General features: G+C 45.1%; 21 protein-coding genes, 1 tRNA gene and 1 rRNA gene. 6 read left to right on the top strand and 17 right to left on the bottom strand.

Annotated features, from left to right (window positions below; genetic code table 11):
* Positions 1-186: 186 nt before the first annotated feature.
* The 4 genes from rrf (at position 187) to rimI (ending at position 2,852) form a co-directional block, all read left to right on the top strand.
* Positions 187-302 (top strand): 5S ribosomal RNA (gene rrf / locus EKG38_RS20265).
* A gap of 1,449 nt (positions 303-1,751) precedes the next feature.
* Positions 1,752-1,828 (top strand) — tRNA-Trp (locus tag EKG38_RS20270).
* Positions 1,829-2,049: 221 nt separating this feature from the next.
* A complete protein-coding gene (locus EKG38_RS20275) occupies positions 2,050-2,391 on the top strand; it encodes a hypothetical protein (RefSeq protein WP_221767770.1) in 342 nt (113 codons plus the stop codon).
* On the top strand, positions 2,391-2,852 hold the full coding sequence (rimI, locus tag EKG38_RS20280) for a ribosomal protein S18-alanine N-acetyltransferase (protein ID WP_246033235.1): 462 nt from the start codon (positions 2,391-2,393) through the stop codon (positions 2,850-2,852). The genes EKG38_RS20275 and rimI overlap by 1 nt, the downstream gene beginning before the upstream one ends.
* A 60-nt stretch (positions 2,853-2,912) precedes the next feature.
* Here the strand turns inward: rimI and lipA are convergent, their stop codons facing one another.
* The 14 genes from lipA to leuS form a co-directional block, all read right to left on the bottom strand.
* Positions 2,913-3,878 (bottom strand): lipoyl synthase, encoded by a 966-nt coding sequence (lipA, locus tag EKG38_RS20285; protein ID WP_126522505.1) that lies wholly within the window; start codon positions 3,876-3,878, stop codon positions 2,913-2,915.
* Positions 3,871-4,530: a lipoyl(octanoyl) transferase LipB gene (lipB, locus tag EKG38_RS20290; protein WP_126522760.1), complete on the bottom strand. Its 660-nt coding sequence runs from the start codon at positions 4,528-4,530 to the stop codon at positions 3,871-3,873. The genes lipA and lipB overlap by 8 nt, the downstream gene beginning before the upstream one ends.
* A 93-nt stretch (positions 4,531-4,623) precedes the next feature.
* The gene (gene ybeD, locus EKG38_RS20295) at positions 4,624-4,890 is read right to left on the bottom strand and encodes a DUF493 family protein YbeD (RefSeq protein WP_126522508.1); all 267 of its coding nucleotides are present in this window, start codon (positions 4,888-4,890) and stop codon (positions 4,624-4,626) included.
* A gap of 135 nt (positions 4,891-5,025) precedes the next feature.
* Positions 5,026-6,198 carry a serine hydrolase gene (locus tag EKG38_RS20300; protein ID WP_126522511.1) on the bottom strand — a complete coding sequence of 391 codons (1,173 nt, stop codon included), beginning with the start codon at positions 6,196-6,198 and terminating at the stop codon, positions 5,026-5,028.
* A gap of 161 nt (positions 6,199-6,359) precedes the next feature.
* Positions 6,360-7,157 carry a septal ring lytic transglycosylase RlpA family protein gene (locus tag EKG38_RS20305; protein ID WP_185826920.1) on the bottom strand — a complete coding sequence of 266 codons (798 nt, stop codon included), beginning with the start codon at positions 7,155-7,157 and terminating at the stop codon, positions 6,360-6,362.
* Entirely contained in the window at positions 7,144-8,163 is a 1,020-nt protein-coding gene (gene mltB / locus EKG38_RS20310) for a lytic murein transglycosylase B (RefSeq protein WP_126522514.1), read from the bottom strand. Before mltB ends, EKG38_RS20305 begins: the two co-directional genes overlap by 14 nt.
* A gap of 179 nt (positions 8,164-8,342) precedes the next feature.
* Positions 8,343-9,449 (bottom strand): rod shape-determining protein RodA, encoded by a 1,107-nt coding sequence (gene rodA / locus EKG38_RS20315; RefSeq protein WP_126522517.1) that lies wholly within the window; start codon positions 9,447-9,449, stop codon positions 8,343-8,345.
* Positions 9,446-11,302: a penicillin-binding protein 2 gene (mrdA, locus tag EKG38_RS20320; RefSeq protein WP_126522519.1), complete on the bottom strand. Its 1,857-nt coding sequence runs from the start codon at positions 11,300-11,302 to the stop codon at positions 9,446-9,448. Before mrdA ends, rodA begins: the two co-directional genes overlap by 4 nt.
* Before the next feature lie 82 nt (positions 11,303-11,384).
* Positions 11,385-11,855 (bottom strand): 23S rRNA (pseudouridine(1915)-N(3))-methyltransferase RlmH, encoded by a 471-nt coding sequence (gene rlmH, locus EKG38_RS20325; protein WP_126522521.1) that lies wholly within the window; start codon positions 11,853-11,855, stop codon positions 11,385-11,387.
* The gene (gene rsfS, locus EKG38_RS20330; RefSeq protein ID WP_012143817.1) at positions 11,855-12,184 is read right to left on the bottom strand and encodes a ribosome silencing factor; all 330 of its coding nucleotides are present in this window, start codon (positions 12,182-12,184) and stop codon (positions 11,855-11,857) included. The genes rlmH and rsfS overlap by 1 nt, the downstream gene beginning before the upstream one ends.
* A 122-nt stretch (positions 12,185-12,306) precedes the next feature.
* Positions 12,307-12,936: a nicotinate-nucleotide adenylyltransferase gene (nadD, locus tag EKG38_RS20335; protein ID WP_126522524.1), complete on the bottom strand. Its 630-nt coding sequence runs from the start codon at positions 12,934-12,936 to the stop codon at positions 12,307-12,309.
* Positions 12,937-13,126: 190 nt separating this feature from the next.
* Entirely contained in the window at positions 13,127-14,161 is a 1,035-nt protein-coding gene (holA, locus tag EKG38_RS20340) for a DNA polymerase III subunit delta (protein WP_126522526.1), read from the bottom strand.
* Positions 14,162-14,228: 67 nt separating this feature from the next.
* Positions 14,229-14,723, bottom strand: coding sequence for an LPS-assembly lipoprotein LptE (locus EKG38_RS20345; protein WP_126522529.1), 495 nt, complete (start codon positions 14,721-14,723; stop codon positions 14,229-14,231).
* 137 nt (positions 14,724-14,860) lie between these two features.
* The gene (leuS, locus tag EKG38_RS20350) at positions 14,861-17,452 is read right to left on the bottom strand and encodes a leucine--tRNA ligase (RefSeq protein ID WP_126522531.1); all 2,592 of its coding nucleotides are present in this window, start codon (positions 17,450-17,452) and stop codon (positions 14,861-14,863) included.
* Positions 17,453-17,573: 121 nt separating this feature from the next.
* On the opposite strand from leuS, the gene EKG38_RS20355 reads away from it, so the two are divergent.
* Both EKG38_RS20355 and EKG38_RS20360 read left to right on the top strand, forming a co-directional pair.
* Complete coding sequence (locus EKG38_RS20355) at positions 17,574-18,074, top strand: zinc ribbon-containing protein (RefSeq protein ID WP_126522533.1); 501 nt, start codon at positions 17,574-17,576, stop codon at positions 18,072-18,074.
* Between the two features lie 389 nt (positions 18,075-18,463).
* Positions 18,464-20,332 carry a methyl-accepting chemotaxis protein gene (locus tag EKG38_RS20360; protein ID WP_126522535.1) on the top strand — a complete coding sequence of 623 codons (1,869 nt, stop codon included), beginning with the start codon at positions 18,464-18,466 and terminating at the stop codon, positions 20,330-20,332.
* 186 nt (positions 20,333-20,518) lie between these two features.
* On the opposite strand, the gene EKG38_RS20365 is transcribed toward EKG38_RS20360, so the two are convergent.
* The 3 genes from EKG38_RS20365 to corC form a co-directional block, all read right to left on the bottom strand.
* Entirely contained in the window at positions 20,519-21,415 is an 897-nt protein-coding gene (locus EKG38_RS20365; RefSeq protein ID WP_126522537.1) for a GGDEF domain-containing protein, read from the bottom strand.
* A 246-nt stretch (positions 21,416-21,661) separates the two neighbouring features.
* Complete coding sequence (lnt, locus tag EKG38_RS20370) at positions 21,662-23,221, bottom strand: apolipoprotein N-acyltransferase (protein WP_126522540.1); 1,560 nt, start codon at positions 23,219-23,221, stop codon at positions 21,662-21,664.
* 40 nt (positions 23,222-23,261) lie between these two features.
* The gene (gene corC / locus EKG38_RS20375; RefSeq protein WP_012143808.1) at positions 23,262-24,137 is read right to left on the bottom strand and encodes a CNNM family magnesium/cobalt transport protein CorC; all 876 of its coding nucleotides are present in this window, start codon (positions 24,135-24,137) and stop codon (positions 23,262-23,264) included.
* Between the last annotated feature and the right edge of the window lie 3 nt (positions 24,138-24,140).

Raw genomic sequence — 24,140 nt, forward strand, 5'->3', positions numbered from 1 at the left:
CGTTGATAGGCAGGGTGTGTAAGCGTTGTGAGGCGTTGAGCTAACCTGTACTAATGACTCGTGAGGCTTAACCATACAACCCAGATGGGTTTTGCAGATGGTTTTGCTTAACTGAAAGAATACGAAGCATTTGATTTTAGTGTGACTCAATATTTATTTTAAGCTTTTCAAATTTTACCAAATTAGTCTGGAAACCATAGCATTGTGGCCCCACCTGATCCCATCCCGAACTCAGAAGTGAAACGCAATCGCGCCGATGGTAGTGTGGGGTCTCCCCATGTGAGAGTAGGTCATTTCCAGGCGCCTAATAACGATAAAGCCCATTGCTAACGCAATGGGCTTTCTTCGTTTTTAGATTGGAAAGATGACCGCTCGAACATGGGGAGTAGATAGCGCATGCGAAGCATGCATCTTATCCATGTGATAGGTCGATGATTGCATCCTGCATAATCGACACTTCCCACATCCATGTGGGTCGTAGGGTGATACCCCTGCGCTTATCAAACGCAGTTTGATGCTGTGGTAGAACGCGGAGAGCTCAGCTCGAAGCTGACCATGACAGGCGCCTAATTTTCTCGTAAAGAGAGTCGATAAAGCCCGTTGCTAACGCAATGGGTTTTTTTCGTTTTAGCCTGGAAAGAAATGACCACTCGAACATGGGGGAAATAAAGAGTCCGAACGAAGTGAGGCACAATACCCATGTAGTGCCTATGGTCGTAGGGGAGAGGTGTCTGTGTTCATCAAGCAACGCTTGAAGCTGACTCTGAACGCGGAGGATTTATCCGAAGCTGACCATGACAGGCGTTTTTTTTGTTTTATCTGCTTTTTGAAATGACCCTCTTACATGGGGCGTAAATAGCTCCTCGGCTCTAGCGTCCTGCTTCGCCCTACCTCCTATATTCATATAGTCGTGCATTTACTGCACTCCCTACTCCTTGTATGTCATAGGGTGAAATGGGCGTTGTTGGCGAAGCGAAGCTTTGCGCCCATTGAACGCGGAAGGTTTCGATAACTGCTCCTGCGTTATTCTAATCACCGTCATCCATGGCGGCATACCCGCAGCTGACCATGACAGGTGTCTTAGAGTACTGTAAAGCATCTGTATTGATATCAGACGGGGTATCCACTTAAGTGCGAATGCAAATGCCAGCCTTTCATGTCGGTCAATAATTCCCTCTCGGCTATAGCTGTCAGTTCAGTTCTACTACCTATTTTCTTATAGTCGTGTGTGATTCTAATTATCGCCATCCTTGGCAGAATGCTCGAAGCTGGGCTATCGGAGATCGCTTCACTTTTTGGTACGTAGATGCGTCGTAATTTTGCTCCTCGGTAACAGTTCTATGTACGAGTCAATCTCTGGGGTCATCCAAACGACACTTTCACTTTGTTGAATGTCGTGGTTATCTCACTCTTAGTGAAGCCTCTAGAGCTATTGAGGCCGTTTTTTATATTTACAAAGGGGTTAGGGGAGTGGGATGCGTCGTATAATGCCAGTGTATAGGGAGAGTTGCCTTGGTTTGCGGATTACTTCATTTTAATGGGCCTAGAAATGGGCTCATTTTTGCTCTTTATGCAGTTGTTGAATGTCGTCGTCAAAAATTGAACGCTTCTTTTCACCTGTCATTTAGTTGCTTTAATCTGCTAAGTGTAGAAATGTTGAACCCCTTGTGTGAAAATCATTCGGTTGAACGTTTTATTCTAAATAGTGCTTTACCTTTTAAGGGAGTTTAAGCATAATGCGTCTCGTCAACAGGGGTGTAGCTCCAATTGGTAGAGCGGCGGTCTCCAAAACCGCATGTTGTGAGTTCGAGTCTCCCCACCCCTGCCAAATAAAGAAAAAGCCGAGCATTAGCTCGGCTTTTTTGCATCTGAAATTCAGTCAATGAATTCATGGCAATCATTTCGTTACTTCTCTCTAAGGGGATCTTTCATTTTCTAGTTTCTTGCTTGATAGCTTAGGCTTTCAAGTCTACTGCTTATGATAAAGCGAAGGCATCGAGAAACTGGTATCCTAACGCATATCAAACTCTTCATTTAAGTGAACGCAGCGTGGAAAAATCGGCATATCTAGATGCAATGGGAATTTCGAGGTGGAGCCAAGGAGGGGAGGGCAAGCAGGCATATATTATTTTGGTCGATAAGGTCTCTTCTGAATTAGAAACCCACCCTGTCATCACGTCTGCGTTGTCCTTAATCGATTGCCCTTTTGCTCACTGTACATTTTCAAGTTCATTGGTTAAAGGCGCGGATGTTATTTGGGACATGCGCAGGGTGAAGCTACCTAAAGCTAATGCTATCCTGACTTCGCCTCCCTTGAAAGAGCTTGAGAAGACAGCCGAAAGTAAACGTGAGCTATGGCAGTTGATAACCGCTTATCAGGAGGCGGATTAATGAGTCTTAGTAACAATCCTCGTATAGCTATTCTTGATATCGATATATGCCCTGAGATGGCTCATATTGCGTCTCAAGCACACTCTCATCCTATGAGTCTGTCGACTATCCAATCCTGTTTCGGAAACTTGTATAAATCCTTTGGCGTTTACTTAGCCGATGAGCTGCAAGGGTTCGCCATTTTGCATCAAATATTTGAAGACGCCACACTGATGGATATTTGTATCTGTCCACAGTCCCAAGGAGCTGGCTTAGGTCGTTTTCTATTAGAGAAGGTGATTGCTGACGCTAAAGAGGCGAAAGCTGAAACTCTTTTTCTTGAAGTCAGAAGTTCTGGTGTCGCAGCAATAAAGTTGTATCTGAGGTATGGTTTTAAAGAGACCGGACGTCGTAAAGGCTATTATAAAACTGCTGATGGCAGTGAAGATGCCATTTTAATGGAACTTCATTTCAATTCATAAAAAACGACGCCAGCTAATTGTTCTGCTGACGCCATCATATCTACTAGAAATAAGAGCGTATTACTTTACTTCTTTGCCTTGAGCTTGAAGATCTGCATGGTAGCTAGACCGAACCATAGGCCCACAAGCTGCGTGAGTAAAGCCAATGCTCTCGGCAAACTCTCTCAGCTCATCAAATTCTGCCGGCGGTACATAACGCTCGACAGGAAGGTGGAATTTTGAAGGTTGCAGATACTGCCCCAATGTAAGCATCTCAACGTTATGAGCGCGTAGATCTTTTAGTACGTCAGCTATCTGCTCGTTGGTCTCGCCTAAGCCCATCATCAAACCTGATTTAGTCGGTATACTCGGATGGCGCTCTTTGAACTTCTTGAGCAGATCCAACGACCATTGATAATTCGCACCCGGTCTCGCTTTGCGGTAATGCATTGGAGCCGTTTCAAGGTTATGGTTGAAAACATCTGGTGGCTCAGTAGCTAAAATGTCCAGAGCAGCATCGATACGACCTCGGAAATCAGGAACTAAGATCTCAATTTTTATGCTCGGACTAAGCAGACGAATTTCTCGGATACAATCGGCAAAATGCTGTGCTCCACCATCCCGAAGGTCGTCGCGATCGACAGATGTGATCACCACATATTTAAGCTTCATATCTTTGATAGTTTGAGCCATTTTCTTTGGCTCATTGGCATCTGGCTTCAATGGGCGCCCATGGGCAACGTCGCAAAATGGGCAACGACGTGTGCAAATCGCGCCCAATATCATAAAGGTCGCTGTGCCGTGGTTAAAACACTCGGCAAGGTTAGGACAAGATGCCTCTTCGCAGACAGAATGTAGGCCATTACTTCGTAATGCTTGTTTGATCTCATCAATACGTTGGTTTGATGAAGGTAGTTTCACTCTGAGCCAGTCGGGTTTACGCAACATCGTTTCGCGTTCAGAGGGAACCACTTTTACCGGGATGCGAGAGACTTTATCTGCGTCTCTAAGCTTGACACCTGGTTGTAATCTTTCTGGCCTATTCATATGACTCTGGTAATCCTTGGTGGTGAACTAGTTTCTCTAAACCGAGTTCTTGGCTAAGGGTTTTAATCAGTTGCGTGCCAGCTTCTTCGACAGTTTGTGGTCCACCGAGCTGTTTGCATTGAACCATTTCCATTCCGGCGTAACCACACGGATTAATGCGCTGAAATGGTGACATGTCCATATCTACATTGAGGGCCAATCCGTGGAATGAGCATCCTTTGCGGATCCTAAGGCCGAGAGAAGCGATCTTACGCTCTTCAACATAAACCCCGGGTGCATCAGCTTTGGCGTAAGCGTCTATTTGATAACACTTGAGCATGCTAACGATACTTTGTTCTATATGGGTAACGAGTTGTCGTACACCCACTTTTAGTCTTTTGATATCAAGGAGAGGATAGATGACCAACTGTCCTGGGCCGTGATAAGTCACTTGCCCACCACGGTCAACTTGGATGACCGGGATGTCGCCAGGATTTAGGATATGCTCACTCTTACCGGCTTGGCCTTGAGTAAAAACGGGCGTATGTTCAACAACCCAGATCTCATCAGGACTGTTTTTATCGCGATTATCTGTGTAGTGCTGCATAGCGTGCCACACTGATTCGTAATCTTGCTTACCTAGATGCCGAATATGCAAACTGCTGTCTTGCAAGGGCAACCTCTCCCCTCAAATATTAGTGCGGGTATTATACGCTTCAATTTGCTAAATGTAAGACAGATCACATTTATAAGTTATGAGTAACATTTAGAGTACGCGTTTTACGCCATCTATTTTGGCAAGATCGACGTACAAAGTTTCGATATGTTCTTTACTCTGTACTGTCACTCGGATTGTGATTGAGTGATAAGTGCCTTTACTTGAGACTTTCGTGCTTGGCGAGTAATCACCAGGAGCATGTTGTTGAACAACAGCAACAACACGATCGGCTAAAGTTTCATGGGCATCGCCAACGACTTTAAATGGGAAAGAATTTGGAAACTCAATCAACTCATCAAATTTAGTATCTAACATTTTTTTACTCTCAACAATTTCAACATAGTTAATATGGTGCCAATTATACCGAATTCAAGCCCGTGAGTCTTGTTTGGGCATTAAACGAAACAAGCCACCCTAAGGTGGCTTGAGCTTTCCCTGCAATTTCAATCCTTAGCTGAACCAGCCTGAGAACATCTGCTTGAAATAATCCATTAACTTGCTAAACCAGCTGCCTTCATTTACCTCTTGTAGCGTTACAAGCGGGAATTGAGCAATATCTTTACCGTTAAGTTGGAAGAAGATTCGTCCGACAGTTTCGCCCTTGGCTAATGGAGCCGTGAGCTCTTTAGTTAACTCGAAGTTAGCCTGTAGGTTTTTAGCCTGTCCACGACTGATCGTGATTGGAGTATCTGTGAGCACGCCTAAATCTACCGACTCTTTATCACCGTACCAGATCTGTTGTGTAACGAAGCTTTCGCCCGCTTTATAAGGAGTAATCGTTTCGAAGAAGCGGAACCCATAGTTCAGAATTTTTTTACTTTCAGCCTTTCGTGCCGCTTCACTCTTGGTCCCCATAACAACGGCAATTAAGCGCATACCATCTTTCGTCGCTGAAGTGACTAAGTTATAACCTGCACCTGAGGTGTGACCGGTCTTAATGCCATCTACATGTAAGCTTTTATCCCACAGTAAACCATTACGGTTATACTGTTTTATACCGTTATAAGTAAATGATTTCTTACTATAGACCGAGTACTCTTCAGGTACATCGCGAATAAGCGCCGCACCAAGGATGGCCATGTCATAGGCCGTTGTTTTATGGTTCTCAGAATCCAGGCCATGAGAGTTTTCGAAATAACTGTCTTCCATGCCAAGTTGCTTAGCCCAGGAATTCATAAGATCAACGAATCCATCCTCTGTTCCAGCAATATGTTCAGCCATAGCGACACAAGCATCATTACCTGATTGAACAATTATTCCATGGTTCAGATCATCGACAGTGACTTGTTTACCCACTTCGATAAACATTTTTGAAGAGTCTGGAAAGTTCTTAGACCAGGCTTTCTTACTGATGGTGACTTCATCATCAGGGGAGATATTACCGACCTTAATTTCATGACCAATCACATAACTGGTCATCATTTTGGTCAAACTTGCAGGGTTTAAGCTTTCATAAGCATTTTCTTCTGCTATGACTTGTCCTGTATTGTAATCCATTAAGATGAAAGCTTTTGCGGCAACCGTAGGAGCGTTGGGAGTAACGATTGGGGTGGCATAAGCGAATGAACAAGCGACTGAGGTCGCAAGGATAAGCGTTTTTAAAGGGCGATTAAAAAAATTCATATCAATAAGGCGCATCTTATTTGGTTATATTCGGGAAATCAAAACTCGTCAAAGTATATCATTAGTCGACAAACTAATTCAGTGAAGGTTCATTAATCTTTAGAAATTGGCGGTCACTGCCATGTCAAAGCTCTGGCACTCGTTTAACCCTTTCAATGAAACTACTCAGAGATCAGGTAGCTTTGGGGATATCCATCGTTCTTTAGTTTTTCATTTAGTTTGGTCGCTATTTGGTGTTGTCCTATCGGCCCCATCTGAAGTTTGTACAGATTGTTGACCGATACGAGTCTGGTTTTGATCAGGTATTTTGTTTCAAGATTTCTAGCGAGTGCATCGATCTTCGTTTTATCCGAAGAGGCTAATACCTGAATGTAATGCGATTTGGTCTCTTGTAATTCGGCAAGTGCAATAGATTCCGGGTTTTCGATATAGATGACTTCTATCTTTACCTGCGCCGTCCCTGTTTTAAGTACGTCCAGCCTGTGCGCTGCCGCGTAGGAGAGATCTATGATTCGTCCCTCATGAAAGGGGCCTCTGTCGTTCACTCTCACGATGACTTGTTTACTGTTATCCAGATTCGTCACTTTCACATAACTAGGTAAAGGAAGCGTTTTGTGGGCTGCAGACATAGAGTACATGTCGTAGGTTTCACCATTAGAGGTCAAGTGCCCATGAAATTTGGACCCATACCATGAGGCTATGCCCGTGGCTTGATACCCTTTACCCGAGTCCATCACCTGGTATCCTTTTCCAAGTACGGTGTAGTTTTTCTTATTCCCTCCACGGCTGTAGGGTTCATATTTAGGGTGGGCATCCTCGACTCTGGTTACATCCGGTGCGCTGCTCGGTGCCTTATCATTTTCCATATCATAACGCCCACCGTTAGAACTCGAACATGCAGAGAGTGTGACTGCGAAAAATAGGGGCATTACCCATCTGGTTTTTTTATTGAGCATCATGAGCTTTCTTTAGTTTCTGACTGAATTGATAAACTGCCATTGCATATAATGGACTGCGATTATAGCGAGTGATTACATAAAAGTTATTTAAACCCAGCCAGTAATTGCTGCTTAACTCCTGTTTAAGTTCTATCACCAAGGCGGGCTGGGAAATATCCAGATCAATGGATTCAGCTAAGGAGACTGACGGAGATAAGATATCCGATGCCTGATAGTGTAAACGTTCACCAGCCCATACTTTTATACCTGAGGGCAGTTCGGTAGAGATTGTCAGTGGTATCGCCACTGGTGCCTGTGCGACCCAGCCGTGCTGATGAAAGTAGTTTGCTACACTACCGATGGCATCGATTGGATTGTTCAATAGATCTCTTCGGCCATCATTATCGAAATCGACCGCGTAGTGGCGATAGCTGGACGGAATAAACTGCCCGAAACCCATAGCGCCGGCATAGGAGCCATTGAGGTTATTGATATCGAGTCTTTCTTCTTTCGTCAGAGTTTGTAAGTTACTCAGCTCTTTTCTGAAAAAAGTCGCTCTGGGTGGGTAATAAAAGCCTAACGTATACAGTGCATCCACTACCGGGTAGTTGCCCATATAGCCACCGTAGAAGGTTTCAATACCGATAATCGCGATAATAATTTCCGGGTCGACACCAAACTCTTTGGCTGCTCGGCTAATGGTAACTTCATGTTTTTTCCAAAAATCGAGTCCGGCGTTCAAGCGTTTTTCTGTGAGAAAAATGGGGTAGTACTGATGCCAGGGCTTAGCTTCCCAAGGCTTAGTCATCGCATCAATAACTGCTTGATCAAATTTGGCCGTAGCTAGAAAAGTTTCCACCTCTTTTTCGGAAAAGCCTAAGGCTAATTGAGTTTGTAAAAACTCAGATTTTAATGTCGCTGCACTCGCCTCTTCTGGAGCTAACTTCGAATCGATAGTATTTGCAGATGTGCCGAAAGACAGTGTGGCTAAGAGCAGTGGTGCCAGCAGTTTAGACAATATTTTCACTTAAGCAGATCCCTTTGTTGAAAACCTTTCAGAGTCAGATATCGGAGGCAATCCGGATACCGATAAGAAGGACTCTGCTTTGTTAAGGTATCGATATTAACTGACTTGTCTTAATTGTCGATGAAGCATTTTACTGCTCATCAAAAAAACCAGTAAATATCGATACGCGCCTACCGCTTTTATCTGTCGATAAAACGCCTGTGTGTATGTATGCTCATTAAGATACCAAAACCCGTCATCAAAGTTAGCATGGATGTACCCCCATAACTAATTAAGGGCAGGGGAACACCTACTACAGGTAGTAGACCCGAAACCATGCCGATATTAACAAAGATATAAACGAAGAAGGTTAAGGTTATACTGCCAGCCAACAGTCGAGCGAAGCTAGTTTGTGCTCGGGACGCAATAACAAGGCCTCTGCCTATGACATAGAGGTATATGGCAAGTAGCAGTAGGCTACCGATTAAACCAAATTCTTCACCGATAACGGCGAAAATAAAGTCGGTGTGACGTTCCGGGAGAAACTCTAGCTGTGACTGTGTACCGTCAAGCCAACCCTTCCCCCACATCCCGCCCGAGCCGATAGCGATTTTAGATTGAATAATATGATAGCCAGCGCCCAAAGGATCTTTTTCCGGGTCGAGTAGAGTGAGTACCCGGGTACGTTGATAGTCATGCATCAGAAAAAACCACAACACAGGCAGCATGGCGAGGACGCCACCGATGAAGGTACCTACAATCGCCCAACTCATCCCCGATAAAAACAACACGAATATACCCGAAGCCGCGACCAGTATAGAGGTACCAAGGTCAGGTTGTTTGGCAATCAAGAGTGTCGGAATAAGTAAGAGAACGCCTGCACCGGCTAAGTATCTTTTCTTAGGCGGAAGTGGGAACTTACTTATGTACCAAGCCATGGTGATAGGGAAGGCAAGTTTGATAAGTTCCGATGGCTGAAACTCCATGAAGCCAAGGTTTAGCCACCTTTGCGCTCCCTTGTTGATCTCACCAAAAAAGTGCACCCCCAGCAGCAAGACTATTCCGGCCAGATAGATGGGAAAGGCCCAACGCCGGAGTACTTCGGGATTAATCTGAGCGACAATAAACATGATCACCAGTGATAAGCCCATTCGAACCAGTTGGCGTTCCATGAGGGCTAAGTCTTCACCGCCTGCAGAATAGATGACGAATAAGCCGAAGCCCATCAAGGCGAGAATGCCGAATAAGAGTGGCAGATCGATATGGAGTCGCTGCCAAATATTCAGTCTATGGTTTTGCGTACTCATTGAATCGACTCCCAGCTATCTCGTAACATATATTCATCAAGCAGAGCTCTGGCAACCGGGCCTGCATTGGCGCCACCCCAGCCGGCATTTTCAAGTACCACGGCCAGAACAATTTTGGGATTCTCAAAGGGGGCATAGGCAATAACTAATGCGTTATCTCTAAGGTGTTCATCAATAGTATCAGCATCATACTTTGCATCCGCAGCGACACTGATAACCTGAGCCGTACCGGTTTTCATAGCTGCACTATATGTGGCATCTTTAAATCGTTTTTTATGAGCCGTATCTCTCATCGCGTTATTGATGATCTCCCAGTTTTTAGGGTTTTTAAGCTCAATCGGTGCCATCTCATCGACGGGTGAGTTAATTTTTGCCGTGCTGTCTTTTATTGATTTCAACAGGTGTGGCACAAAGCGTTTGCCTTTGTTCGCCATAATCGCCGCAGCGTTGGCGAGTTGTATTGGTGTCGTGGTCCAGTAGCCCTGACCAATACCTACAGAGATGGTGTCACCGATATACCAAGGTTGGTTGTACCTCATGCGCTTCCAATCTTTCGATGGCATGATGCCAGCCGACTCTTCAAAAATGTCGATCCCAGTCCGCTCACCAAAACCAAAGGGTTGCATGAAATTGGCAATCTTATCTACACCTGTTTTATAGGCAAGCTCATAAAAATAGGTATCGCAAGAGCCGATTAAGGCGCTATTAACATCTACCCAGCCATGTCCCCAGCGTTTCCAGTCTCTGTACTTTCTCTCGACGCCGGGGATCTGCCAGAAGCCGGGATCCCAGACTCGAGTCTTCGCTGTGATTGTTTTCTCTTCTAAGCCAAGCAGGGCTAAATGAGGTTTAACTGTCGATGCCGGGGCGTATTGTCCCTGAGTCGCCCGGTTAATCAGAGGGCGGGAGCGAGAGTTGAGTAACTCGTTGTATGCCTTGCTACTGATCCCGTGTACAAAAAGGTTCGGGTCATAGGTTGGACTCGACACCATAGCTAATATTCCGCCATCGCGAGGATCTATTGCCACAACAGAGCCCCTGCGACCATTCAGCAATTCAACGGCTTTTTCTTGTAGCTTTAAGTCTAAAGTCAGGTAGATATCCTGACCAGGTACCGGAGGAACTGATTTTAGCGTTCGAATAGTGCGGCCACGGTTATTGACCTCTTCCTCTAAATGACCTGGCTGACCATGAAGCAGATTTTCATAGAACTTCTCGATACCTTGCTTACCTATATCTTTGGTGGCAGCGTAATTTTTCCATAGATCATTACGCTGTAGTGCTGCCCGGTCTCGATCGTTAATTCTTCCTACATAGCCTAATGCATGGGTCATCATCCCGTTGTAAGGGTAGTGACGTTTTAGTCCGGCAACCACAGATATACCGGGAAATCGATGACGATTGACGCTGAACAGTGCGACTTCACTTTCGCTCAGGCGGTTCTTTAGCGTTAACGGCTTAAAACGTCTGTGATATTTCAGTGACTTTTGGAAGTCTTCCTGCTCATCGGCAGACAGTGGGATAAGCGTACTTAATTCAGCCAGTACAGCGGGGACATCTTTTACTTTCTCAGGGATGAGTTCTAAGGAAAAGAAAGGCTGATTTTCAGCTAGGAGCTTGCCATGGCGGTCGAATATCAGACCCCGACTCGGCGCGACAGGCACAACTCTGATCCGGTTATCATTAGAACGAGTTTCGTAGTCGGTATATGAGAGTATTTGCAGGTGATAGAGGTTTGTCAGTAATATTCCCAACAAAATGACGACGCAAGCGAATGTAAACAATGCTCTTCGTTTGAAAAGCGATGCCTCCGCTGCGTGGTCATGCATAGTTATCCGCTTCTTTGGCGCCACTTACACTTTCTCCAGCTTAGATATAAGCGATTGACACATAGCCTTGTCCTTAGCTAACTAGCTTAGGTCCCAACAGGAACACCTATTCTCTATGGTAAGGGTGATTATTATTGACGCTCCAAGCTCGATAAAGGCTTTCGGCAACAACAACTCTGACTAATGGATGGGGTAGAGTCAAAGCGGATAGGCACCAGCTTTGAGATGCTGCTTGTTTACAAGCAGGGGCAAGACCTTCGGGTCCACCAATGAGCAGGCTCACATCTCGTCCATCTAACTGCCACTTACTGAGTTGAGTGGCAAGATCTGGTGTCGTCCAGGTTTTTCCCGGCAGGTCTAAGCTGACGATATGATTACTTTTGGGAATAGCAGCCAACATCTGCTCGCCTTCTTTATGAAGAATTCGAGCAATATCGGCATTCTTGCCTCTTTTCCCCGCAGGGATCTCAACCAGTTCGAGTGCCATATCTCTAGGAAAACGACGTTGGTATTCCTGGAAACCTGTGGTGACCCAATCTGGCATACGAGTGCCAACTGCGATTAACTGTAACTTCATTAAGCAGGTTTTTCTGACCAAAGCTTCTCGAGTTCGTAAAAATCACGAGTTTTATCTTGCATGACATGAAGGATCACATCACCTAAGTCAACTAATACCCATTCGCTGCTTTCACGGCCTTCAACACCATAAATGTGTAGCTTGGCACGCTTAGATTCAACCACAACATTTTCAGCAATTGCTTTAACGTGAGTTTTAGATGTTCCAGAACAAACCACCATGTAATCAGTGATGTTAGACTGGTTAGATACTTCTAATGTAACAATATCTTTGGCTTTTAAATCTTCGATTTTATCGATTACAAATTGCTTTAGCTCGGCGCTATCCACGCGGAATACCTCATTAAATTTTTAACAGCGCAGTAGTATAACAGGTTATGGCAAATCTCATAAGCGATTGGTGATACAGAATGGCAATTTCCCATGGGGAAGTGATAAAGGTGAGGTTAAACCTAGGGCTGATAAAGACTATTTTTTTGAATAAATTTAATAATCTTACTTGGTAGTGCATTTTCCGAAATGATGCCATTCAGTAGTTGATGGCGAATCTCTGTAGAGGAATAGGGCTGCGGGGCTATTTCAACCGGGATAATGAGTCCGGTGCTTTGTGGTGGTATTTGATTGGTCGGGGTTAACCTATGCTCGTATTCTTCGTAGACAGCGCTATCCGGTTTTAAGCACCAGCCATGGCGCTGAGAAACGACAATATGACACAATGTAAATATTGATCTCCATTCGTACCAGGTCGGCAGTGATACGAGCGAGTCCATCCCCATGATAAAATAGAACTCATCATTAGGATGTTCACCTCTGAGCTGTTTAAGTGTAGTCACCAGATAAGATGGACTGTCGCGTTTGGCTTCAATGTCACAAAGGTCAAATTCATCATATTGCTCGCAAACAAGCTGAACCATCTCGAGTCGCTGCTCTGTACTGACACTCGTTGACGCCTTATGAGGCGGTATATGGTTTGGCATCAACCATACCCTATCCAAATTCAGCTTCTCTCTCACCTCAAGGGCTGGGCGAATGTGACCAAAATGAATAGGGTCGAAGGTGCCGCCTAGTATGCCGATACGCATGATTAACCTAGCTCCATTCGTTGAGTTTAATATGGAACAAGCTAACATGTGCTTTACTGAGGTCGAAGGTGCCGGGCAATATACCGATACGCATGATTAACTTAGCTCCATTCGTTGAGTTTACTATGAAATAAGCTAGCGTTTGCTCTAGTGGAGCCAAAGGTGCCGATACGCATGGCTAACTTTAGCTTCATTCGTTGAGTTCGATATGGGATAAGCTAGCATGTGCTTTAGGGTCAAACAGCAGGCATAGATGGCTCATACCTGTCCAGTCTTCCATTCCCTGTTGTTTGAGCTTTAACTCGATGGCAGATGCCCCGCAGAGCAAAGACTCAATTTGAGTGAGCGTCAGCCTGTTCAGTGCAGCTTGATATAAAGGTTTACGTTTATCCCAGATCCTGAGCTTGCTCCAAAGAGTTTGCAGCGATTGTTGACTCTCAAGTGCACTCTTTAGCTGCAGTAAAATCGCTAGCTCCTTAAATACTCCCCACATAATTATCGGCATGGCAACTCCCTCAGCCTTTAGCTGTGAAAGGATATGTTGGGCTTTGTCCTGATGATTATTTAACATGGCATCGGTGAGCTGAAATACACTGAATCGCGATTGATCTTCGAAATAGGACTCGAGTTGCTGACTATTTATCTCAGTGTTGGGACTTAGCAGCTGCAGCAGTTGCAATGATTGGTCGGCTGCGAGTAAATTTCCTTCGTAAAGGCTGAATAACATCTCTCTGGCATCGCGAGTCAATAACAACTTAAAGTGACTGATGCGGCCATCGAGCCAGCGCTGAAATTGCTGACCTTCGGGAGTTGCGCAGGGGATGTAGACGCCTTTAGCGTCCAGAGTCTTAAACCATTTACTCTTTGTCTGCTCTGCTGCGAGTTTGGGACCCGTTATTATCAACAGAACATCTGGATTTTCCATCTGCATTAAGTGTTGAAAAATAGCGCCACCTTCGCTGCCGGGTTTGGCCTGCGGAAGTGTGAGTTCGATGACTCGTCTGCTCGAAAACAAGCTCATCGCCTGCCACTCGTCAACTAACTCATTCCAGTTAAAATTGTTCTCTTGTGTTAGCTGAACTTTCTCTTCAAAACCATCACGTTTAGCCTGAGCATAGATCTGGGTTCGACTTGTTTCACATAGCCAAGGATCATCGCCAAATATGAGGTAGCACTGTTGCAGCGGTTTGAGATGACGGGCTAGCTGATCCGGGTAGACCCTCATCAGTAAGCCTTAATATAGAAAAATAAGCGAAGGTCGTGGTTCTGTAAACCGTGGGTTGAAAAAGCCATCAATTTATCTCTATCGATGCGAGTGTCTGTATCATCTGATCTGCTGCCTGGATACGCATCTCTTTTAAGAGTAGCTCCATCTCTCGGCTTTTTGCTAACGCAGTACGTGGATCATCGAGGTAATCTCTCTGAATATCGACTTCGAATGTCTGTGCCTCACCTTCCGGTAAGCTTACTGCGAATGTTACGTGATAGGTCAGTTCATATTCAGCCACATTACCCGTTGGGTAAAGGGAGAGGGTCGATCTGTCCAGTGAGTCCCGCAAAATATTCAAGGTAGGCGTTTCGTCTGATTCATCCACAAGTGAGATACTGTGTAGACGTAAGCGCTCACGTACCAGACGAGTCAGCTCGCTATACTCATCTTGACTGGTAAGGTGCAGGGTTCTTAGCTGCTCTGGAATAGAGTAGCTTCCCTGAAGTTTAAAGCCGCAACCGGCGCAGAGCAAAATGCTCAATGCCATTATTGCGAAACATATGCGTTTAATTAGCATAAGCTAGGCGTTTATTCCTTGTAAGTGAAGTCACTTATTAGTAATGACACTGAGCAAAACGCTCAGTGTCATTATAATTGCGAAACATATGCGTTAAATTCGTATATGTTAAGCATTTTTCCTTGTAAGTGAAGTGTCTAGTTAGCCACGATGTTGAGCAATTTGCCCGGTACATAGATAACTTTGCGAACGGTTTTACCTTCGGTATGTTTAACTACACCCTCTTCTGCAAAACCTTGTTCCTCAACAACCTCTTTAGTCGCATCGGCTGGAACGGTGATCTTGGCACGCAGTTTACCGTTGACTTGAACGATAATTAGCTTGCTATCTTCAACGAGTGCAGACTGATCCGCTTCAGGCCAACGCACATCTTCGATGTTCTCTGCATTCCCAAGTTCATTCCACAGGCTAAAGCTAGTGTGTGGAATGATAGGGTAAAGCAGGCGGACAACTGCAGAAAGTGCTTCTTGCATCAGAGCACGGTCTTGCTGAGTTTCAGTTGGTGCTTTCTGAAGACGATTCATCAGCTCCATAACGGAGGCGATGGCTGTATTGAACATCTGGCGACGCTCAATATCATCACCGACCTTAACTATGGTCTTGTGCAGTTCACGACGTAACTCTTTCTGCTTAGCATCGAGAGATTTAACGTCTAATGGAGCTGTGGCGCCTTTAGCAACATGGTCATGGGCGACTTTCCACAAACGCTTAATAAAGCGATGTGCACCTTCAACACTCGATTCTTGCCATTCAAGTGTCAGCTCAGGTGGCGCGGCAAACATCATAAACAGACGTACGGTGTCGGCGCCGTACTTATCTACCATCACTTGAGGATCGATGCCGTTGTTTTTAGACTTAGACATCTTGCTCATACCGGTATAGACAAGCTCATGACCTTCGCTGTCAACGGCTTTTTGGATGCGACCTTTCTCGTCAGTTTCCTGAACGGTCACATCTGACGGAGCAACCCAAACCCGCGCGCCTTTCTCGTTGTTATAGTAGAAAGCGTCGGCTAATACCATACCTTGAGTCAGTAGACGTTTAGCTGGCTCATCAGAATTAACTAAACCGATATCACGCAGTAATTTATGGAAGAAGCGGAAGTAAAGCAGATGCATACACGCATGCTCAATACCACCGATATACTGATCTACCGGCAGCCAGTAGTTAGCCTTAGCTGGGTCTAACATCTCATCGGCATGTGGACTACAGTAACGCGCATAATACCAAGACGACTCCATAAAGGTGTCGAAGGTATCAGTCTCTCTGAACGCTTCCTGGCCATTAATCTGAGTTTTAGCCCACTCTTTGTCAGCCTTGATTGGGCTTTGGATCCCATCCATGACCACATCTTCAGGCAAAATGACAGGCAGTTGATCTTCCGGTGTCGGAACGACTGTACCGTCAGCAAGCGTGACCATAGGGATCGGTGCACCCCAATAACGCTGACGGGAGACACCCCAGTCGCGTAAACGGAAGTTCACCTGACGTTTACCTTTGCCTTCACTCGATAGCTTGGCATCGATGGCATCGAAAGCGCCTTGGAAGTCCAGGCCATCCAGCTCGGGAAAAGAGTCACCCGAGTTAAACACTACGCCTTTTTCTGTGTAAGCTTCTTCGCTGATGTCTAAGTCGCTATCGCTTGGCTTAATAACACCTTCGATAGCTAAGCCGTATTTAGTCGCGAACTCATAATCACGTTGATCGTGAGCTGGGACTGACATTACAGCGCCTGTACCGTAGTTCATCAATACGAAGTTAGCGGCCCAGATAGGTACTTGCTTACCCGTTAATGGATGAGTGGCATACAGACCAGTAGCAACACCTTTCTTTTCCATCGCAGCCATAGCGGCTTCGGTAGTATCGGCGTTTTTACACTCTTCGATAAAGTCGGCAAGCTCAGGGGTATTCGCTGCGGCTTTTTCTGCAAGCGGGTGACCTGCAGCAATGGCAACATAAGTTACACCCATTACAGTATCCGGGCGCGTGGTGTAGATATCGAATGTCTCTTCACTATCGACAACGCCGAAAGTCATCTCGATGCCTTCGCTGCGCCCAATCCAGTTACGTTGCATGGTCTTAACTTGCTCAGGCCATTCGTCTAACTGATCGATATCTTTCAGTAGTTCGTCCGCATACTCAGTGATCTTGATAAACCACTGTGGGATCTCTTTTTGCTCTACCGTTGTATCACAACGCCAGCAGCAACCATCAATAACCTGTTCGTTAGCCAAAACGGTTTCATCGTTCGGACACCAGTTGACCGAAGCCGTTTTCTTATAGACTAAGCCTTTTTCAAAAAGCTTAGTGAAAAACCACTGCTCCCAACGATAATACTCAGGGGTACAGGTTGCGATCTCACGGCTCCAGTCATAACCGAAACCCAGCATTTTCAGCTGGTTTTTCATGTAATCGATGTTTTCGTAAGTCCAAGGCGCCGGGGCTGTGTTGTTTTTAATCGCAGCGTTTTCAGCAGGAAGACCAAATGAGTCCCAACCTATAGGCTGTAATACATTTTTTCCCTGAAGTCGCTGGTAACGAGCGACAACGTCACCTATGGTGTAGTTACGAACATGACCCATGTGTAGCCGGCCAGAAGGGTAAGGAAACATAGAGAGACAGTAGAATTTCTCTTTGTTTTCGTCTTCGGTGACTTCAAATGTTTTTTTGTCTTGCCAGTGCTGCTGCACTTTAGCTTCAATTTCTGAAGGTTTATATTGCTCTTGCATCAATATTTCCCGGCCATGCCGCCCATTTATTTGATCTTGCGCACTTACCGCGCGAGTTAGATCTGCATAGAATAAACTAGAAGTGAGTCATTAAAAAGGTTCAGTTGAAGGAGTATTGAGTATGAGTAAAAAAAGTACTGAGTTACTAGCGCTTTATGAAGCCTTAATTACACAAGTGAAATCTGATTATTCTGACGATAATACTATGACTGTAAAGAAGTTATTTAACATCGTCACTAACAGTAAGGAGTTCCTTTCTTTAAAAGATCGAGCAAAAGCTAATGAGTTAGCTTTAGTCGAACAATTTTTAAAACGTGATATTGCGGCTTACCTTCAAGAAAAAAATGATACTGACCTCAGTCATAGTCCAACTATGATCACCGTAGAGAATACCCTTTGGCATTGGTTGAGTGGAATTACCGATAGGAGTCAGATTGAATGGCATGAAGTTATTCAAGACTTTAAGCATCAGGGGCATTACATGAGTGGCGAGATTGTGGGGCAGGGCACCATGGTATGTACCAACTGTGGACATGAGATGAGAATCGAGTTCCCGGGTGTGATCCCTGACTGCCCTCAATGTGATAAGGGGGAGTTTACCCGAGAAGCGTTAGCGCCATAGATATATTTGCTCCGTTACTTATCTGAACTAAGTAAGCATGTGTTATTTAACACATGCTTGAAGGGGCATCATGGCTTATGAATGCCCTAATATATGAATATGGTAAGCAGTCATTATTAACTGCTTAACTGCCAAATTCCTGCTTCATAGACCCCAAATTTCTGGTCGTTTTCTCCTGCTACCGGTCCAAATACCGCTATTTTTACTCAATTTTATCTACTTAATTGAATTCATTTGATATGAATAACCATGATGTGAAGAATCTTTACTATATTTGTACTGTAGTTTGTGAACTTCACTGTAGTTATTCTGTGTGAGACTGTTATTTTTTAGTTAAAGGCGGCGCGTTGTCATTTGCAAAGCCATTCGTATCTCTTGGGGGAGTTAGAATGAAGTTTGTACATAAGATTGTGATGGCTGTGAGTTTAATCTTGATGTTGTCCTTGGGTTGTCTGTCAGGATATCAATATATTCAAATAAAACAGCAGATTAATGATCAGGTGAACAGTAGTGTTTCTGAGCTTGCCAGTTCGATGAACAGTAACATTCAAGCTGTCATGGCTGAAAAGGCCGATCTTACGGCTTATGCTGTTTCACTGTTGCAGGAAGATCTATCAGATGAGCATTTCATTGAAATATTAGGGCAAGCGGTTATAAAGAAACACTTTCTTTTGGCGGGTATGGGCCTGGAGAGTGGACACTTTGTAGGAAATGATCCTAATTGGAATCCCGGATCGAGTTATGATCCTCGTCAACGTATGTGGTACAAGGAGGCTAAAAGTAATAATAAACAATTATTTACTGCGCCTTATGCCGATGCTTCCAGCGGTGAAATCATGATCTCTACCGCAGCTCCCTTATACGAAAATGGTCAATTTAGAGGTGCACTGTTTACCGATGTCAGCCTTAAGAGTCTGGCAGAGATCAGTAATGAGGCGCACCTATTTGGTGCGGGTTATGCGTTTATAGTGGGTAACGATGGGGAGTTTATCGCGCATCCTGAGGCAGCACAGAATGGACGTGCGATGGACCAATTTTTTGGTGAGAGGTTAGATACAAGCAAGGAGTTTGGTGAAGTAGAGATTGATGGACAGATGCACGCAGTGATCTTCAGTCCTCTATCCGGTCTGGGTTGGACTCTGGGTATTGTTTTGGATGAGAGCATCATCTATGCCGCCGCCGATGAACTTAGAAATGCAGCGATTCTGTATTCAGTGTTGTCACTCATCATAGCGATAATAGTCATGAGCGGGATTATCAGTCGTTTGATGAGACCTTTGGAAGTATTAAATGAAGCTATGGCCGATGTTGCAACGGGAGAGGGAGATCTTACCCGTCGTTTGAGTACAGATTCAGATGTCGAGTTTGCCACCCTAGCCGGCAATTTTAATAACTTCGCCATTAAACTTCAGGACCTAATCCAGCAAGTTAAGTTGATCGGAGGGGAGGTCAGCCTAGGTACCGAAACCACGGCGAGAGGGGCGAGTGAAGTGACGCACTCGATGAGTTTGCAAACCCAAGAGGTTGAACAGTTAGCTACTGCAATGCATGAGATGGCGACAACGGCTTCAGATGTGGCCAATAATGCTCAAGGTGCGGCCTATGCGGTTCAACAAGCCGATAATGCCGTGAGCGATGGTGCCTCGGCCGTGCTGCAGACAACCGAGTCTATCGAGCATCTGTCGAAGCAGATTGAAGAGGCTGTAGTGGTCGTTAAAGAGCTGGAAACGGATACAGTGAGTATCGAGTCAATACTCGGTGTCATAAACGAGATCGCGGGTCAAACTAATTTGCTGGCACTTAACGCGGCAATCGAAGCCGCAAGGGCCGGTGAGTCGGGAAGAGGCTTTGCCGTCGTTGCCGATGAGGTTCGTAGCCTGGCCGCACGGACTACGGAGTCGACTTCAGAAATTAAAGAGAAAATTGAGAAGTTGCAGTCAGGTGTTGCCGCCGTCGTAAATGTAATGGATGAAAGCCGTACAACAACGGTCACAACCGTTGATAAAGCCAAAGCTGCGAATGAAACCCTCAGCGAGATCCGTAAGAGTATCGAAGAGATAACCGATATGAACTTGCAGATCGCCAGCGCCGCAGAGGAGCAGAGCCAGGTGGCCGAGGAGATGAATAAGAACACCTCCAATATCAGAGACCTGTCGATGCAGGTTTCAGACAGTACCGAGCAGACAAATCATGCGATGAGTGAGCAGTTGGATCATGTTAAGAAACAAGAGGAGTTATTGAATCAGTTTATCGTGTAATAACTATCTCACTAAATAGGTGAGTCGTTCATAGCTAATGCCGGCACTTTTTTGGAACAGGGTCGGCATTTTTTTACATTGTTGGTATCTGCGATTTGAGCATAAGCGGAGAAGATCCCACGGCAAGGAAGTTCAGTAAGGTATAATACCAATCAGTATAAGCCTGCATGTATACTGGGTTCTGGGCTATTGTAGCTCCGGGGAACTAATCAGGTTCCCATTCTTTCTTGTGTCTGTGTTGCTACTCTTGCTCATTATTACCCGGTTACGGCCATTTCGTTTTGCCTGATAGAGTGCTCTGTCAGCATTTTCGATCAGACATTGGCAGTCTTTACACTGAGCATTCAGCTCTGCGACACCAATACTTACAGTGACGTTTATAGATAGTGGCTCACTATCAGGCTCTCTGGGTAACGTTAGCTTAAAGTCTGCCACGACATGCCTGAGTCGTTCAGCGAGTGTATAGGATGTTGAATCCTTAGTTCGAGGGAGAATGACAACAAACTCTTCACCACCAAAACGGGCAAGCACATCCGACTCTCTGAGCGAATGCTTGATCAGCTGGGCAATGTTTTTTAGTACCAGATCACCAACCTGATGCCCATAGTTATCATTGACCTGTTTGAAGTGATCGATATCGATTAGAAAGATGGAGAGGGGATGAGAGTAATTTAGTGCCCTTTCTGTCTCATCTTTGAGTCGGCGATCAAGGTAGCGTCGGTTGAAGATCCCCATTAGTGAGTCGGTGATATTCTCCTGTTTAAGTGCGTAGTTCTGCATGATATCCCTGGTGGTTCTGAGGGAGAGGTTACAGACAACAAAGACAAAAATAGCACCGCAGAAGAAGATGATTGGCACGACCAGATCGAGTGGTTGAGAAAATTGAACCGAACTGAATTTTGCATATACGATATAACCAGCAATAAAAATCAGGATCAGCAGAATCAGAAATCCCCAGCTGTATCGTAGTCCGCCTGTAGGTAGTTGGCGAAATATCTTCCATACCGGTGCGATTGCAGTTGCCAGCAATAGTGCACCGGAAATAACCAGACCACTTCCTAACACAGATAAAATATCGAACAAATTGAGTCCTTATTAAGGTGTCACTTCAATTTGAAAAACGCTTGAACCTTGAGTTGTTTTCAATATCGTTGTGAATATCTTCCTTGGCTCCACAGAAAAATATCCGGGATACGATTTTAGAGTAGCAGATGGATTACACAGAAAAGTGACGGGACTCAAAACTTGATCATTTTACTTACAAATGTGGCTGGTTATGTTAACCAGCCACAACTACGAGTGAATGTTGTCAGTAATTCGGTAGGCTATTTAGATATTTTTACTGCGTGAAGAGAGGGGGAACCTGCTTCGGCCGATCCCAACTAGCAATAATAAGCCCGATAATATCAGCACCGGCCACTGACCCCATTTCGAAAATAAGGTTTCACCTTCTACCAATGGTATATCTGCTACGAGTACCCCAGATTCAAACTGAGGTAGCTGGTGGGTAATGTTGCCCTTTTCGTCGACCACCGCAGTTAACCCATTGTTGGTTGCACGGACTAAGGGCCTGCCCAACTCTATTGAGCGCATCTGTGCGATCTCCATATGCTGCAAGGGACCATTAGAGGTGCCAAACCAGGCATCGTTTGATACGGTCAGTAAAAGTTCTGTGCCTTCATCTACATTGGCTCTTAATTGTTCGGGAAACGCAATCTCATAACAGATTGCAGGGGCAATCTGGTGCCCCAAGGCATTGAGGTTTGGTTGTCGGTACTGGCCACGGGCAAAGGAGGACATAGGTAAGTTGAAAAGAGGCGCTATGGGCCTTAACAGCGTCTCGAATGGCACAAACTCCCCGATTGGAAGCAGGTGATGTTTCTTAAACTCATTTGTACCATCGCCTAGATAGTTCGCCTGAGTTTGCACTTTTTCATTGTGGTTACCGAGTACAATTAAAGAGTTATAGAAACTATCCTGCTGGTGGCTGATGATGCCTGTGATAATTGCACTCTGGTTAAGGTTAGCGACCTTATTTGCATTATCAAGAAACTCGGACACCATATATTCCGGGGCTGGGATAGCGGCCTCGGGCCAGATGATAATATCAGCATTGAGTTCAGGCCTGGTCAGGTCCATGTACTTACTCATCGTCGGCCAAAGTGCATCGGGGTCCCATTTCATACTCTGGGGAATGTTGCCCTGCACTAATACAACTCTTACTGACTCACCTTTTGGCTCGATTGTTGAAAGCTTGGGAGCGAGATAAGTGGCAATGATTAACAGGGGAATAATGATGACTGCGGTTCTAAATTGTTTCTGCAGGCATAATGCTAATGCTCCGGCCACCATAGCCATAAGGTAGCTTAATCCTAATGCGCCTACGATGCTGGCAAGTTCCTTTATCGGTCCCTCTGTTTGTGAATAACCCGCCCATAACCAAGGAAAGCCAGTTAACATCCAGCCTCTGACCCATTCAGTTAGGGTCCATAAAGCAGGAAAAAGAATAATGTTCCTCATTAAAGCTGCGTTTGGAGCAAGCTTTTGCATGAGGTAACCAGCAATGGCAGGGTATATGGCAAGATAGAGAGCTAATAAGGCCATTAAGCCTATCGAGGCAATAAGTGGTAATCCACCAAACTTGTCCATACTCACATGGACCCAGCTAATGCCGACAGAGAAACACCCGAAGCCGAAACTTAACCAATAAGAAAATCCAGCTTTTGCTGGTAGGCCGCGGCTTTGGTGCAACGCAAAGATCATGGCTAACAGGTATATCGGCCATATCGCATAGGGGGCAAAAGCAAGAGCCGTACTGGCACCGGCAAAGTATGCCAGCACCAGACGAATTTTAGAATGATGGGCGAATGCCCGAAGTTTATTCAGCATTCCAGCCTCATCAAAAATAGTCACCGTGTAAGAGAGTGCGTTATGCCGTTTTCTCTTCGGTATTTGGATCGGGGAGTTTAACTCTGAGTTGCAGTAATCTGCGTGTATCGGCGCTAATCACGGTAAATTCAATCCCATCAATGCTCACCTTCTCATTTCGCTCGGGAAGATGGCCAAATGCATGTGAGACTAAGCCACCGACAGTATCAAACTCTTCATCGCTGAATTTTGTTTGAAACTCTTCATTGAAATCTTCGATAGGCGTTAGCGCTTTGATCATATAGACCTGTTTACTCACCTTACGGATCTCGGTCTCTTCTGCAGAGTCGTGGACAAACTCATCTTCGATTTCACCGACAATTTCTTCGAGGATATCTTCGATGGTAACCAGACCCGATACTCCGCCATATTCATCGACCACAATGGCCATATGATATCGTTGAGAGCGGAATTCTTTAAGCAACACATCGACTCGTTTGCTTTCTGGGACAACAACAGCCGGACGAATCACTTGTCCTAATGAGAAAGGCTCTTCGTTGTTTTTAAACCCATATTGAAGCAGATCTTTGGCCAGTAAAATGCCTTCTATATGATCTTTATCTTCATTAACGACGGGAAAGCGGGAGTGTGCCGAACTAATAACTGTAGAGAGGAGCTCTGCCACCGTGTTATCAATTTGAAGTGCGACAATTTGCGCTCTCGGAATCATGATGTCTCTGACACGTAGATCAGATACTTCTAATACACCTTTGATCATTTCGCGAGTATCTTCAGAGATAACTTCACGCTGCTCCGCATCGTGTATTACATCAACAAGATCATCACGGCTTTGAGGTTCGCCCTGAAACAACTGGCTTACTTTTTCTAACCAGCCCTTTTTTTGGGCGCTGGTACTGGGGGGGATATCGTCACTCATAGT

The organism is Shewanella canadensis (assembly GCF_003966225.1).
GTDB lineage: Bacteria > Pseudomonadota > Gammaproteobacteria > Enterobacterales > Shewanellaceae > Shewanella > Shewanella canadensis.